We start from the raw sequence: 14,211 nt of genomic DNA, 5'->3' as shown, positions 1-14,211 counted from the left end.
CAACAATCGGTAATTGTAGGAGCGAGCTTGCTCGCGAAAGACGTCACCGATCACGCGTGTTGGCGGGGTAAGCGCGGCGCTCTCAGGTTTTTCGCGAGCAAGCTCGCTCCTACACGGCATTACGGTGTTAGAGGGGCGGTTGTGCGCAGCTGTCCAGTGCCTTGTCGACCAGCATCTGCACGCCGTCGAGCATCCGGCAGATACCCAGCGCCATGCTGCGGGAGGTGCCGTCGACTTCAAAGGCCAGGTGAGTGGCAAGCACATTGATCGAGGCCAGGTCTTGTGCGGCATTGACCAGCAGGGTTTCGGCGTCCAAGTCAGTGCGCACGCTGAATAATCCCGCTAACACCGGGTCGCTGGGGGCAGCGGTTGGGGCTGGGGAGGCAGGCTGTAGATAGTGGTTGATCGCACGATAGGCAGCATCACGAAGCCGGCTGGCATCGTAGCTGGGTGGGGGATTGGGGCTGTGTTTGATCATGGTGAAGCTCCGTCGATAAGTGGAGCTGCCACCGTTCGCGGTCAAACGAGTGGGGTGGCAGCTGTACGCGGGTTGACCGACCGGTAATCAACGGAACCCGGCATACCCTAAGGTATCCCGCGCACAGCCGCCGCGACACGATACAACAGGCATAAAAAAAACGCCTGAAATAGGTGCTGGGCGAAGCAGTTCGTCGATGATTCGGACGGTCAAATCCGGCCGCTGATTTGGCAGCGGCGTCGGGAAGGTTAGTCAGCGCCCGTCCGAGGGACAACCTGAAACAGGTGTGGGAAACGTCTGGCCCTTCAGCGTTTTTTGCCACCAATACCAGGGCCAAACTTCGGCAGTACCATGCCAACGCTCTTCTGATAACACCGGTACTGTTCGCCAAAGAGCGCAACCAGGTCCCGTTCCTCAAAGTGGGCGCCGATAAACAGGTAGGCCGACATCCCCAGTGCAAAGAGCAGCCGGCCGGCGCTCATGTCCGGTGTCGCCCAGAACACAATCAAAAAACCCAGGTACAGCGGATGGCGTACCCGCTTGTAGAGCCATGGGGTCTTGAAGGCATGGGCGCGGGGTACGGCGTTTCGGTAGCGGTCGATGGCCTGCCTGAGGCCAAACAGCTCGAAATGGCTGATCAGTAGCGTGGCCACCAGGACCAGCCCCCAGCCCAGCCAGAATATTGCGCTCACTATCACTCGCAGCAGGCTGGCTTCCACTGTCCATACCGGCGCGGGCATCGGTTGCCAGAGCCAGAACATCAGCATCAACACCAGGCTGCTGAGCAGCACGTAGGTCGAGCGTTCAACGGCTGTGGGAATGTAGCGGGTCAGCCAGGACTTGAAGCCTTGACGCGCCATCACCGTGTGCTGCACCGCAAACAGGAGCAGCAGCGACAGGTTGATCAGCGCGGCCCACCAGCCGTTGATGACAATGCCATTGTCTATGTTTTTGGGCACGACCACGCGGCCAATAAAGCCAATCAGGTAGAGGAAGGTGAGGAGGAATATCAAATAACAGCAGGCGCTGTAGATCAATCCAGCCAGGCGCACTGTCAGGCCGTTTGTGGTTGTATCGATGTTCATGGACGACTCCTTTCGTACATGGTGTATCCGTGACCGGCGGCCACGTGGGAGAGCGTGCGCGGACTTCCTTTCTCGCCTAAACGGACAAGGCTAGGTACAGAACGGTATCTGGTCAAAGAAAAGAATAAAAAAGGCTGGGGATCGATAACCCCTACAGGGGTTTTTGATCACTCCCACAGGACGTGGGAGTGATCCGAGGAACAAGACGCTATCAGGTGATAGCATCCCAGGCGCGGTCGCCTTTCTCGTCCTTGATACGGGTCGGCAGGCCCATCACGTCCAGCGCCTTGAGGAACGGCTCGGCTGGCAGTTCTTCGACGTTGGCCATGCGTTGCACGTCCCACTCGCCACGGGCAACCAGCAGCGCTGCGGCTACAGGCGGTACGCCGGCGGTGTAGGAGATGCCCTGGCTGTCGGTCTCGGCAAAGGCTTCTTCATGGCAGGCCACGTTATAGATGAACAGCTCACGCGGCTGGCCATCCTTGGTGCCCTTGACCAGGTCGCCGATGCAGGTCTTGCCGGTATAGCCCGGTGCCAGCGACGACGGGTCAGGCAGCACGGCCTTGACCAGTTTCAATGGCACCACTTCCAGGCCTTCGGCGGTGGTGACCGGCTTCTCGGAGAGCAGGCCGAGGTTTTTCAGCACGGTGAACACATTGATGTAGTGCTCGCCGAAGCTCATCCAGAACCGCACGTTGGGCACGTCGAGGTTTTTCGACAACGAGTGCACTTCATCGTGACCGGTCAGGTACAGGTTCTGCGAACCGACCACCGGCAGGTCGTCGGTACGTTTGACTTCGAACATGGTGTTGCTGGTCCACTGGCTGTCCTGCCAGCTCCACACCTGTCCGGTGAACTCGCGGAAGTTGATTTCCGGGTCGAAATTGGTGGCGAAATATTTGCCGTGGCTGCCGGCATTGACGTCGAGAATGTCGATTGAATCAATGCGGTCAAAATGCTGTTGTTGTGCCAGCGCCGCATAGGCGTTGACCACCCCTGGGTCAAAACCCACACCGAGGATCGCAGTGATGTTCTTCTGCTTGCATTCCTCCAGGTGGTTCCACTCGTAGTTGCCGTACCACGGCGGGGTCTCGCAGACCTTGCCCGGCTCTTCGTGGATGGCGGTGTCCAGGTAAGCCACGCCGGTATCGATGCAGGCACGCAGTACCGACATGTTGAGGAAGGCGGAGCCGACGTTGATGACGATCTGCGATTCGGTTTCGCGGATCAGTGCCTTGGTCGCTTCCACGTCCAGGGCGTTCAGCGCGAAGGCCTGGATCTGGGCGGGTACCTTGAGGCTACCCTTGGCCTTGACGCTTGCGATGATGGCCTGGCATTTGGAGATGTTGCGCGACGCGATAGCAATCCGACCGAGTTCGTCGTTGTGCTGCGCGCACTTGTGGGCCACCACCTTGGCGACACCTCCTGCACCAATGATAAGAACGTTCTTTTTCAATTGCTTTATCTCTCCTTTATCTGCCAGCTCAGGACAGGCTGGACAGGTAATCTTCGAAGCCAAATTCACGAACCACTTCGACTGTACCGTCGAGTTGTTTCACTACGATGGACGGCATTTTCAGGCCGTTGAACCAGTTTTTCTTGACCATGGTGTAGCCTGCGGTGTCGATGAACGACAGCCGATCGCCGATGGCCAGCGGACGATCGAATTGGTATTCACCGAAGATGTCCCCGGCCAGGCAGGATTTGCCGCACACCATGTAGGTGTGTTCGCCATCGCTCGGCGCCAGTTTGGCGTTGAGGCGATAGATCAGCAGGTCCAGCAGGTGGGCTTCGATGGAGCTGTCTACCACGGCGAGGTTCTTGCCGTTGTAGAGGGTGTCGAGCACGGTGACTTCCAGGGAAGCGCTGTTGGTGATCGCCGCTTCCCCGGGCTCCAGGTAAACCTGTACGCCGTAGGTCTGCGCGAAGGCCTTGAGCCGTGCGCAGAATGCGTCGATGGCATAGCCTTCGCCGGTGAAGTGGATGCCGCCGCCCAGGCTGACCCACTGCACTTTATGCAGCAGGTGGCCGAAGCGTTCTTCGATGGTGCACAGCATCTTGTCGAACAGCTCGAAATCACCGTTCTCACAGTTGTTGTGGAACATGAAGCCTGTGATCTGGTCGATCACGCCTTCGATCTTCACCGGGTCCCACTCGCCCAGGCGGCTGAACGGGCGCGCCGGGTCGGCCAGCAGGTAGTCGGAGCTGCTCACTTGCGGGTTGACGCGCAGGCCGCGGGTCTTGCCTTCGGATTTCTGGGCAAAGCGCTGCAACTGACCGATGGAGTTGAAGATGATCTTGTCGCAGTTATCGAGCATTTCGTCGATTTCATCGTCGGCCCAGGCCACGCTGTAGGCATGGGTCTCGCCTTCGAACTTCTGGCGACCGAGCTTGAGCTCGTACAGCGACGAGGACGTGGTGCCGTCCATGTACTGCTGCATCAGGTCAAACACCGACCAGGTGCCAAAGCACTTGAGTGCCAGCAACGCCTTGGCGCCGGACTGTTCGCGCACGTAGGCGATCTTCTGCATGTTGACCAGAAGCTTCTGTTTGTCGATGAGGTAATACGGCGTTTTGATCATTTTTCAGAGCCTGTGGCGGAGCCTGCCAAAAAAGGACAGGCATTGTGCCCGCACTTCGTCAGGATCGAAAGGTTAGTCAGCGGAATTTGCAGGTTGGGGCCATTGATACGCCATCCCCGTTACTTTTTTGTAGGCGCCGGCTTTGCGGCGATGGTGGCGCAATTGCTGGCGGCGGTGAGTCAGCTTCTGGCGCTGATCCTGGGTGTTGTGCACGCTCGTAAACTGCTGTCATAGCACCTGTGGAACCTATGGTGCTGAAGTACGACGTACTGGGGAATACATCATTGCTGGGGATACTACTGTGACAGTTAACCTGAACGCTTACTCAAGTGCCTACCCACTGAGTTATTCACCCAACGATAGCGCCGAGCAAACGGACAACCGGGAGGCCTCTGCACTGTCCAGGCAAAAGCGCGGGGTAGCATCAACTTCGGCGTTGTGGCCACAACATTCGGTCATAAGAATTTCCCTGATGGGTATGACCAACGAGCAAGAAACGTTCACAAAAGCCAACATTAATAAATGGGCGCCTCACGTCAATCTGACATTTGAGTTCACAGACGACGCCGATGGGGATATCAGGATTGCTGCAAACAACGACATTTCAGGGGGGCATTCGTACGTGGGTTTCCATGCGCTCGATGTGCCAGCCGAAGAACCTACAACGGTCATCGGTTTCAAGAATGGTCTCAATGCTTTTAACGCCGGTACGATCCAGCATGAATTTGGCCATGTTCTGGGGTTGCAGCATGAGCATCAGCACGAGAACAATGATTTGGATATTGACTGGTTGGAAGTTAATAAAGACTACGCAGATAAAGGCGGAGCGGAAGAAGTGAAGTTGAACTTTGAGCCCTTGGTTAACGATGTAGTTACCTCTGATTATGATCGCCAATCCATCATGCACTACGGTTTTGATTCATCCTTGCTCAATGGTGGAAACGCCATCGCGGATAACAACGAGCTCTCTGAGGGTGACATCAACTTTATTCGCTCGCTCTACCCACCTGTGGTCAGGAAAAAACCGGCCACCCTCAGTTGGTGGGATTTCCGTCAGGCTCACAAGCCTGCTTGAAAAGCATTGTGCGCCAATCATGAATAAATTTCGTGATCATCAAAAGTAAAATGAGTTTGTCTCACTATATCCTGCTGCCGACAATAGCTCCCATCCCAACACATTGGAGTTTTTTGTCATGGCAGTCGCTCATTCCCTTGGATTTCCGCGCATTGGACGCGATCGTGAACTGAAAAAAGCGCAGGAAGCGTTTTGGAAGGGCGAGCTGGACGAAGCCGGCCTGCGTGCCGTAGGCCGTGAGCTGCGCAAGACCCACTGGGACTTGCAGAAACAGGCGGGCATCGAGCTGCTGCCCGCTGGGGATTTTGCCTGGTACGACCAGGTACTGACTCACTCGCTGATGTTCGGCGTGATCCCCGAGCGTTTCCGCCCGGCTGATGGCAAAGCCACGTTGCAGACCTTGTTCGGCATGGCCCGTGGTGTCAGCGACAGCTGCTGCGGCGGTGCCCATGCCCAGGAAATGACCAAGTGGTTCGACACCAACTATCACTACCTGGTACCTGAATTCAGCGTCGACCAGCAGTTTCACCTGGGCTGGGACCAGTTGTTCGAAGAAGTCAAAGAGGCCCGCGACCTGGGGCACACCGTCAAGCCGGTGGTGATCGGGCCGTTGACTTACCTGTGGCTGGGCAAGGCCAAGGGCGGCGACTTCGACAAGCTCGAACTGCTCGACCGCCTGCTGCCGCTGTACGGCCAGATCTTCCAGCGCCTGGCGGACCTGGGCGTGGAGTGGGTACAGATCGATGAGCCGATCCTGGTGCTTGACCTGCCTCAAGACTGGAAAAATGCGTTTGAGCGCGCCTACAACCTGATCCAGCGTGATCCGTTGAAAAAACTGGTCGCCACTTACTTTGGCGGCCTGGAAGAGAACCTCGGCCTGGCGGCCAACTTGCCGGTCGATGGCCTGCACATTGACCTGGTGCGTGCACCTGAACAGTACCCGACGATTCTCGATCGTCTGCCGGCCTATAAAGTGCTGTCCCTGGGTGTGGTCAACGGGCGTAACGTGTGGCGTTGCGACCTGGAAAATGCCTTGGCCACCTTGCAGCATGCCCATGAACGCCTGGGTGATCGCTTGTGGGTCGCGCCTTCATGCTCGTTGCTGCATAGCCCGGTGGACCTGGGGCGTGAAGACAAGCTGGATGCCGAGCTGAAAAGCTGGCTGGCCTTCGCCGTGCAGAAGTGCGAAGAAGTGGCCGTGCTGACCCAGGCCATCAACCAGCCAGAAGCCGCGAAGGTGCTGGCGGCCTTGGCCCAAAGCCGTGCCGTGCAGGCCGCCCGTGCTGCCTCGCCGCGTATCCACAAACCGGCTGTACAAGCGCGCGTTGCCGCCATCACCACCCAGGACAGCCAGCGCCAGTCGCTGTTTGCCCAGCGTATCGCCAAGCAGCGCGCCGGCCTCGACCTGCCGCTGTTCCCGACCACCACCATTGGCTCGTTCCCGCAGACCGCGTCGATCCGCCTGGCACGCCAGTCGTTCAAGGCTGGCAAGTTGAGCGAAGCCGAATATGTCGAGGCAATGCACAGTGAGATCAAACACGCCGTTGAAGTGCAGGAAAACCTCGGCCTGGACGTGCTGGTGCACGGCGAAGCTGAACGTAACGACATGGTTGAGTATTTTGCCGAACAACTGGACGGCTATGTGTTCACCCGCTTTGGTTGGGTGCAGAGCTACGGTTCGCGCTGTGTGAAACCGGCGGTGATCTTCGGCGACCTGAGCCGCCCGAAAGCCATGACCGTGGAGTGGATCCGCTACGCACAAGGCCTGACCAACAAGGTGATGAAAGGCATGCTGACCGGCCCGGTGACCATGCTGATGTGGTCATTCCCCCGTGAAGATGTGAGCCGCGAAGTGCAGGCCCGGCAACTGGCGCTGGCGATTCGCGACGAAGTGGTGGACCTGGAAGCGGCTGGCATCAAGATCGTACAGATCGATGAAGCGGCGTTTCGTGAAGGTTTGCCCCTGCGCCGGGACCAGTGGCAACACTACCTGGACTGGGCCACCGAAGTATTTCGCCTGTGCGCTTCGGGTGTGCGTGACGAAACCCAGATCCACACCCATATGTGCTACAGCGAATTCAACGATGTGATCGAGTCCATCGCGGCGATGGATGCCGATGTGATTACCATCGAGACCTCACGTTCGGATATGGAGTTGTTGGACGCGTTCGAAGCCTTCGCTTACCCGAATGACATCGGCCCGGGCGTCTACGACATCCACTCGCCACGGGTACCGGAGGTCTCGGAAATGGCCAACCTGTTGCGCAAGGCTGCCCGGCGCATTCCTGCCGAACGGCTGTGGGTCAACCCCGACTGCGGCCTGAAGACCCGCGGCTGGCCTGAGACCGAGGCGGCGTTGATCCATATGGTTGCGGCGGCTCGCCAACTGCGTACTGAGCTGGCTTAACGGCAAACACCGAGCTTGGTGTGGGACCGGTCAGTGTGGGAGCGGGCTTGCTCGCGAAAGCGGTGGTTCAGCCACTACATCTGGTGGCTGGCACGCCGCCATCGCGAGCAAGCTCGCTCCTACAGTTGGATGTTTGGGGTTAGAGGTATTTGAGCCAGGCAATATCCCGTCGCCGGGCCTTCAGCCCGGCAAACCAGCGCACTGGCAGGTACAGCGCCAGCGGCAACAGCAGCGCCACCAGCCACACCGCCCCGACGTTGTCGAACCCAAAGTACGTCCCCTGGTTCAGGCCAAACAGCGCCACGCCCATCACGTACAACACTTTCAGCACATACAAGTGCAGCAAGTAGAAGAACATCGGCACTGCGCCGAACACCGCCAGGGTACCGATCCAGCGTCGCTGCCCGGCGCGTTCGAAGGCCAGCAACAGCAATAGCCCCACACCCAATGTCAGCGCGAGGAACAGCAGCGAAGGTGGGTATTTGGTGATGTTGAAGAAACTCATCAGCGTCTGCACAGGGCTGTCATACACCTGCCATGGCGCCTCGCCGTAACCATTGATCGCGCGCAGCACTACAAAGCCAAGCAGTGCGCTGATACCTGCCAGCCACAGGTAGCGCTGACGCCGCGCTGCCGGCATCGCCCCGGCAAACCACGGGCCAATGCCGTAACCCAGGGCAATCACCCCGATCCACGGCAATACCGGGTAGGTCGTGCGCAGACGCAGGCTGTCGCCCACCTCGATCCAACTGCGTTCGTGCAGGATCGTCCAGGGAATGTGCAACGCCGAACCCGCTGCGAAATGCACGCCATCGAGCAGGTTATGCCCGCCAATGATCACCAGCGCCAGGCCGATCAGCAGTGGGCGGGGCAACCACACCAGCACGGCGAGGGCGATCATGCTCACGCCGATGGCCCAGATCACCTGCATATAGATGACGCTGGGCGGCAGTTGCAAGGTCCAGGCGAAGTTCACCAGGGTAAATTCCAGCACTACCAGAAACAGCCCGCGCTTGAACAGAAACGCCGAAACGTCACCACGGCCCTGGTATTTTTCGCCGTACAAATATGCCGACAGGCCGGTCAGCAACACAAACACCGGCGCACACAAGTGGGCCAGGGTGCGGCTGATAAACAGCGCCGGCTCCGTCGTGTCGATGTTCATCGGATCGCTGACTTGCCGGTGCAGCAGGAATGTCTCGCGCACGTGATCGAGCAACATGAACAGGATCACCAGGCCGCGTAAGGCGTCGATGGACAACAGGCGTTGGCGTGAACGGGCAGCGGGAACAGCGTCAGTCATGGTGCAAGGTCGCCGGAGGGAAAGGGGAGTGGTGGTTATCTTATAACATTGACTGGCAGTCGTGGATTTCCGAGTCGGAATCAGGCCAGGCAGATGCTAGGGTAGGGCGCAGACCTTGACGACCCAGGAGTCATTTATGAGCGTTGCGATTGATATCAAGGCTGTCGTGCAATTCTGGACGACGGCGGGCCCATCGCGCTGGTTCAAGAAAGATGAACAGTTTGATGCCGAGTTTGGCGCGCGCTTCCACGAGGCGCACTTCCAGGCGGCCAGGGGCGAGCTGGAGCACTGGATGAACGAGCCCGAAGGCGCGCTGGCGCTATTGATTCTGCTTGATCAGTACCCGCGCAATGCCTTCCGGGGCACCGCCCATATGTTTGCCACCGACCCCCTGGCCAGGGCTTACGCCGGGCGTATGGTCGACGCGGGGATGGACCAACGGATCGACCCGGCATTACGGGCGTTTTGCTATTTGCCTTTCGAGCATTCCGAAAGCCCCGAGGACCAGCAACGCTCCCTGGCGTTGAACCAGCAACTGGATGCCAACACGTATCACTGGGCCAGGGAACATGCCGAGATCATCGAGCGCTTCGGCCGTTTTCCCCATCGCAATGCGGCGTTGGGCCGGGTGACGAGCGATGAAGAGCAGGCGTTTCTCATGGGCGGGGGGTTCTCGGGCTAGGTTCCACCTTGGGTTGTCGACAGAGTTCAAGGGCATCCAGGAACTCGGCTTTGTTACTCAGTTTGCGTTTCGCTATTTCATCCTGATATTTGATGACTTGGGCTGAGGTCAGTCTCAAGCAACTGCCGAACAGCTCGTTGGCCTGTTGGATCACCGTGACTTTGTCTTGTGCGGTCACGGTGATCGCGGGATCAAACCAGGTGGAGACAAAGTTCAGCGCTGCCGCTCTTCGCCGTGGGGTGTCTGCATCACTTTCCTGGATATCTGCCAGGTAGTTTTTGCTGTCGTTGCGGTTTTCGGCGCTTTCCAGGCTGGCCTTGATGATGTCGATCCTCTCGGGGGTGATCTGCCGGCTGCCGGCTTCGCCATCCAGTTGGCTCTTGAGCGCGGAAAACACCAGTTGCTGGGAGTCATTGACCATCGCGTCTTCAGCCTTGCGCACCTCCAGCACCACATAGGAGTTGCCGCGATAGTCACAGGCGCCAGTGTCGATCTTACCGGCTACGCACTCAGCGATTTCCAGACGTCCGGTTGAGGTATTGAAGGTCAAGTCCTTCCACGGTGGCGAGGTGTTGCGATCCTCGGTACGGATCAGCACGTAGTCGCCGCTTTCCAGGTAGCCGGTTTTCGGGTTTTTTGAATTCACGCGTTTTTTCATGCCGACCAGATCAAAGGAATAAGTGAACGCATTGTCGTCCTGGTCATCCTTGATAAACGTGTCGGCCAGGGCAGACAGCACACCCGCCGCCGGGTGCGCCGGCGGATAAAAGGTTTTGCCCAGGCTGGCCAGGCTGCCGAGCATTTGCCGTACTTGGGCGCCGCTCTCATCCAGTTCGATGATGTAGATATCCAGCTTGAACGGGTTGCCGTTGTAGGTCATCGGGCCGTAGACGTTGCTGAGGTTGGCGAGGTTCAGGAATTGATTTTCCCGCACATCATTGGAGTAGAAGATGACCTTCGAGCTGCGAATGCCTTCCGCCCCCTGTTTGCGGTCGCAGGGGCTTTCACAGGTGCTTGCGACAAGCGCCACATCCCCGGTGGCCGGGTCACCACGAAAAAGACGCAATGGCGTTGCAAACTCTGTCAGATCCTTGATGAATACGGTCTTGAGCGAGATGGCGATAGGGTCGCCGGCCTTGAAGATGTGCGTCGCCTCCTTGGCGTAGATGTTCTTGGACGTCAAGGTGCCGTCGTTGGTGCCGGGACGGTGGTATCGATAGTCGATAGCCCCCTGGTTGCTGATTGCGCAGCCGCCGAGTGTCAGCAGGGTGGCGGTAGCCAGTAGGTAAGCAGGTTGCAAGGTGCGCATGGGGTTCTCCTTGACTGGCGGTCGCCTCGGCGAAGGATAGTCAAGGTTGGTGGCTTTGCCATTAAATTGCCATTGCCGGAAGGCCCCGTATTCATTGGCCGCTCCTGCACTTTTAACTGCTATTCCTCCCAGGAATGCCCCCATAGAAACTCGGCATTGTATTTATCGCCGTCCATCTCGTAGCGTGGCTGCTCACCCAAGGAGATGCCGCCGTGAGTAACCTGCCGATGCGCTTGTATGTGGATGCACCGTTCACCAGCCCGTATGCGCTGTCGGTCTTTGTGACCCTGCGTGAAAAAGGCTTGCCGTTCGAGGTACACACCCTGGACCTGGACGCGCTGGAACAGCAGGCGCCGGCCTTTGCCGGGCTGTCCGTGACCCAGCGGGTACCGACGCTTGCGCAGGATGGGTTTGCCTTGTCCGAGTCTTCGGCGATTACCGAGTACCTGGAGGATGTGTTCCCGCAGGTGCCGGTGTACCCCCGGGAGCCACGTCAACGCGCACGGGCGCGGCAGATTCAGGCGTGGTTGCGTAGCGACCTGCTGCCGATCCGCCAGGAACGCTCCACGCTGGTGGTGTTTTACGGGGTCAAATACGGCCCGTTATCAACCTCGGCCCAAGCCGCTGCCGACAAACTGATTGCAGCGGCGCAGCATTGGCTGGCTGCAGGTGATGACTATCTTTTTGGCCAATGGTCGATTGTCGATGTGGACCTGGCCTTGATGCTCAACCGCTTGATCCTCAACGGTGATCCGGTGCCCGCGCCGTTGGTGGCGTATGCCCAGCGCCAGTGGCAGCGGCCATCGGTACAGGCCTGGGTCAACCAGGTACGTCCGGCGTTGTAGCACCCAGCGGCCATTGCTGCGCGACCCGGCGGTCGAGGTCTTCCCAGTCTTCCATACCGAGCACCCGGGTCGTGTTCAAGCCGCGCAGATAACCGCGCAACTGTTGGGCGGCGACGCAGGCCTGGGCGGTATCGGTAGTTGGGTCCTGCAGGATATTTTCGTACTCGACCAAATAGTCGGCGACGCGCTCGCGAAACTCCGGCAGGACGGCGTTGCGGATGCGATCAAAAGTCTTCTGATGGGGTTTCATGGATAGGTCCTTCTTATAGATTTTATGGTGTGCCTGTGCCGCAACTATCAGCCTGGCATGGCTTCACGGCTGAATGCATCCACCGCCGACACCAGCCCTTTGGCGGCCAGGGCCACCAGTTCACCGCCTTTCTCAGGTGTGGCCAGCGCCGGGTCGGAGCCCATGCGCCCATCCGGGTGGCGGGCCCGGAAGTCCTGGGCTTCGCGGATCGGGCCGGCGGGTGCGATCCGGGGCGAGTAGTCTGCCGTCTTGATCGCATCCGGGTAAGCCCACTGGGTAATCGCGATCTCGGAAGGCGTGGCATGGGTGCCGTGCCCCGTCGGGAACTGCGCGCGCGCCAATTCGCCAACACCTTCCAGGTCCCACCAGTTGCACAGCTTCAAGGCGAAGCCGGCGGGGCGGCGGGCAAAGCTGGCCTCGGCGTACAACTCGGAAAAGGCTGCTTCAATGGTGGCGATGTTGCCGCCATGGCCATTGAGAAAGAGGATTTTCTCAAAGCCATGGGCCGCCAGGGAGCGGGTCCAGTCGCCAATCGCGGCGATAAACGTCGACGGGCGCAGGGAAATGGTGCCGGGGAACCCGAGGTGATGTTGGGCCATGCCGATATTGAACGTCGGGCCGACCAGGATATCAGCGTCTTTTTGTGCGTGATGGGCAATGATTTCCGGGCACATCCAATCGGTACCCAACAGGCCGGTGGGGCCATGTTGCTCGTTGGAACCGATGGGGATCACCACGGTGCGGCTGCGGTCGAGAAATTGGCCAATCTCGATCCACGTTGACTGGTGCAAAAGCATTTCAGGTCCTCTCTCTGGTCAGGCTCGGCCTGCCAGATACTACCTCAACCGGCGCTGGCGATCTGGCGCGGCTTGCAATTGAGGTAGGCCGAGGACTTCAGCCAGCGTTGGTCGGGGTACCAGGAAAACATGAACTGCCCATCCTTGAGCTTGTCCACCACCTGGCGCGCCACTTGCGGGCGCACGGCGGGGCAGCCCTGGCTGCGGCCGATCCGGCCTTCACGCTTGCTCCACTGGGGGCTTACGTAGTCGGCGGCATGGATCACGATGGCGCGGTCGCGGGCCAGGTCATTGAAGCCCGGTTCCAGGCCGTCCATGCGCAGCGAGTAGCCGTGGGTGCCTTGATAGCTTTCCTGAGTGCGGAACAGACCAAGGCTGGATTGGTGGCTACCTTCGTTGTTGGAGAATTGGGTGGCGAAGTTTTCCCCGGATTTTTGCCCGTGGGCCACCAGGTCGCGCAGCACCAGCTTTTTTTTGCGCAGATCGAAAATCCACAGGCGCCGGGCGGTCGAAGGTTGTGAGTAGTCGATCACTGCCAGGCGTTGCGAACGCTCCTGGCCGTTATTGACGGCGCATTGCATCGCATTGAGGGCGCTTTGGAGGACTGTGGGATTGAGTTCTGGAGCCGAACGCGCCAGGCTGCTATACAAGGTATGAGGTTTGGCATTCTCTGCGAAGGCACCCGTGCAGAACGCGGCCAGGGTGGCGGCGATCAGGCCGAGTCGGCAGTAAAAATTCTGCATTTATCTAGCATCTCCGCCGTGGATTGGAGCTAAGCCATTGTTCAAAAAACACGCATGTTACTTGAGCCTTTGCTTGCTCGTAGCACCATTGGTCGCAACAGCCGATGAAGTGCCGGTCGAGCCGTCAAACCCAGTACAGCTGGCACTTGCGCAGTTGTCGAGTGTTTGCCCCGGTTTGGCTACCCAATTGGATACCACTGCCGAACTGCGGCTGCAGGCTTTTTACCAGCAACAAGGCAATGTCGGCCTCTGGTCAGAGGACGGGCGCCGAGAGGCATTGCAGGGCCAGTTGCTATTGCTGGCCGACGACGGCCTGGACCCGGCGCACTATCGACTGCCTGACGCGGTAGCCAGCGCCAATGTGTTGTGTACCGACTTCGAAACCACCCAGCACTATCTGCAAGCCCTGCATGACTTGCATTATGGCCGTCTGCAACAGTCCCATTACGAACCGCTGTGGCACTCCCAGCCACCGAGCGAGGACCCGGCCCTCGCTGTGCTGGCCCTGGCTAATACAGGGCTTGCGGACATGCCGGCAGCCTTCGATCAGGCCAGGCCAGGTGCCGAACTGTACCGCAGCCTGCGCAAGGCCTACGCCGCGCAACGCCTGCAACCCTTGCCGCAGTGGGGCGTGGTTGCCGACGGCCCGCTGCTG

General features: G+C 59.0%; 13 protein-coding genes and 1 pseudogene. 5 read left to right on the top strand and 9 right to left on the bottom strand.

Annotation, left to right across the window (positions count from 1 at the left end):
• Positions 1 to 127: 127 nt before the first annotated feature.
• From BFQ03_RS02140 to BFQ03_RS02125, 4 genes are all read right to left on the bottom strand, one after another.
• Positions 128 to 478, bottom strand: a complete 351-nt coding sequence (locus BFQ03_RS02140; RefSeq protein WP_032860967.1) for a DUF6124 family protein — start codon at positions 476 to 478, stop codon at positions 128 to 130.
• A 305-nt stretch (positions 479 to 783) separates the two neighbouring features.
• Positions 784 to 1,563 carry a methanethiol S-methyltransferase gene (mddA, locus tag BFQ03_RS02135; RefSeq protein WP_065942396.1) on the bottom strand — a complete coding sequence of 260 codons (780 nt, stop codon included), beginning with the start codon at positions 1,561 to 1,563 and terminating at the stop codon, positions 784 to 786.
• Positions 1,564 to 1,774: 211 nt separating this feature from the next.
• On the bottom strand, positions 1,775 to 3,019 hold the full coding sequence (locus tag BFQ03_RS02130; protein WP_065942395.1) for a saccharopine dehydrogenase family protein: 1,245 nt from the start codon (positions 3,017 to 3,019) through the stop codon (positions 1,775 to 1,777).
• Positions 3,020 to 3,047: 28 nt separating this feature from the next.
• The gene (locus BFQ03_RS02125; protein WP_032860965.1) at positions 3,048 to 4,145 is read right to left on the bottom strand and encodes a carboxynorspermidine decarboxylase; all 1,098 of its coding nucleotides are present in this window, start codon (positions 4,143 to 4,145) and stop codon (positions 3,048 to 3,050) included.
• A gap of 202 nt (positions 4,146 to 4,347) precedes the next feature.
• Between BFQ03_RS02125 and BFQ03_RS02120 the strand changes: the two genes are divergently transcribed.
• Together BFQ03_RS02120 and metE are read left to right on the top strand one after the other, a co-directional pair.
• Positions 4,348 to 5,220, top strand: a complete 873-nt coding sequence (locus BFQ03_RS02120; protein ID WP_308425959.1) for a M12 family metallopeptidase — start codon at positions 4,348 to 4,350, stop codon at positions 5,218 to 5,220.
• A gap of 118 nt (positions 5,221 to 5,338) precedes the next feature.
• Complete coding sequence (metE, locus tag BFQ03_RS02115) at positions 5,339 to 7,627, top strand: 5-methyltetrahydropteroyltriglutamate--homocysteine S-methyltransferase (protein WP_065942394.1); 2,289 nt, start codon at positions 5,339 to 5,341, stop codon at positions 7,625 to 7,627.
• 139 nt (positions 7,628 to 7,766) lie between these two features.
• On the opposite strand, the gene BFQ03_RS02110 is transcribed toward metE, so the two are convergent.
• Entirely contained in the window at positions 7,767 to 8,930 is a 1,164-nt protein-coding gene (locus tag BFQ03_RS02110) for an acetyltransferase domain-containing protein (protein WP_065942393.1), read from the bottom strand.
• A gap of 136 nt (positions 8,931 to 9,066) precedes the next feature.
• Between BFQ03_RS02110 and BFQ03_RS02105 the strand changes: the two genes are divergently transcribed.
• A complete protein-coding gene (locus BFQ03_RS02105; protein WP_032860961.1) occupies positions 9,067 to 9,612 on the top strand; it encodes a DUF924 family protein in 546 nt (181 codons plus the stop codon).
• On the opposite strand, the gene BFQ03_RS02100 is transcribed toward BFQ03_RS02105, so the two are convergent.
• A complete protein-coding gene (locus BFQ03_RS02100) occupies positions 9,587 to 10,921 on the bottom strand; it encodes a hypothetical protein (protein WP_032860960.1) in 1,335 nt (444 codons plus the stop codon). The two genes, BFQ03_RS02105 and BFQ03_RS02100, sit on opposite strands and share 26 nt — an antisense overlap.
• Positions 10,922 to 11,133: 212 nt before the next feature.
• Here BFQ03_RS02100 and yfcF point away from each other — a divergent pair, with 212 nt between their 5' ends.
• The gene (gene yfcF / locus BFQ03_RS02095) at positions 11,134 to 11,766 is read left to right on the top strand and encodes a glutathione transferase (protein ID WP_032860959.1); all 633 of its coding nucleotides are present in this window, start codon (positions 11,134 to 11,136) and stop codon (positions 11,764 to 11,766) included.
• Here yfcF and BFQ03_RS02090 read toward each other — a convergent pair.
• Genes BFQ03_RS02090 through BFQ03_RS02080 form a run of 3 tightly spaced genes read right to left on the bottom strand, consistent with a single transcriptional unit; the run spans position 11,741 to position 13,556 of the window.
• Positions 11,741 to 12,016: a hypothetical protein gene (locus BFQ03_RS02090; RefSeq protein ID WP_032860958.1), complete on the bottom strand. Its 276-nt coding sequence runs from the start codon at positions 12,014 to 12,016 to the stop codon at positions 11,741 to 11,743. The genes yfcF and BFQ03_RS02090 overlap by 26 nt on opposite strands.
• A 47-nt stretch (positions 12,017 to 12,063) precedes the next feature.
• A complete protein-coding gene (locus BFQ03_RS02085) occupies positions 12,064 to 12,813 on the bottom strand; it encodes a creatininase family protein (protein ID WP_032860957.1) in 750 nt (249 codons plus the stop codon).
• Positions 12,814 to 12,857: 44 nt separating this feature from the next.
• Entirely contained in the window at positions 12,858 to 13,556 is a 699-nt protein-coding gene (locus tag BFQ03_RS02080) for a murein L,D-transpeptidase catalytic domain family protein (RefSeq protein WP_065942392.1), read from the bottom strand.
• 37 nt (positions 13,557 to 13,593) lie between these two features.
• Here BFQ03_RS02080 and BFQ03_RS02075 point away from each other — a divergent pair.
• Positions 13,594 to 14,211 (top strand): annotated as a pseudogene (locus BFQ03_RS02075) (murein L,D-transpeptidase); the annotation flags it as partial.

The sequence above is a fragment of the Pseudomonas sp. 25 R 14 genome (assembly GCF_900004755.1).
In the GTDB taxonomy this organism is placed as follows: Bacteria; Pseudomonadota; Gammaproteobacteria; order Pseudomonadales; family Pseudomonadaceae; genus Aquipseudomonas; species Aquipseudomonas brenneri.
The sequence above is the reverse complement of the archived record's forward strand: the minus strand, read 5'-3'. Positions and strand labels throughout refer to the sequence as shown.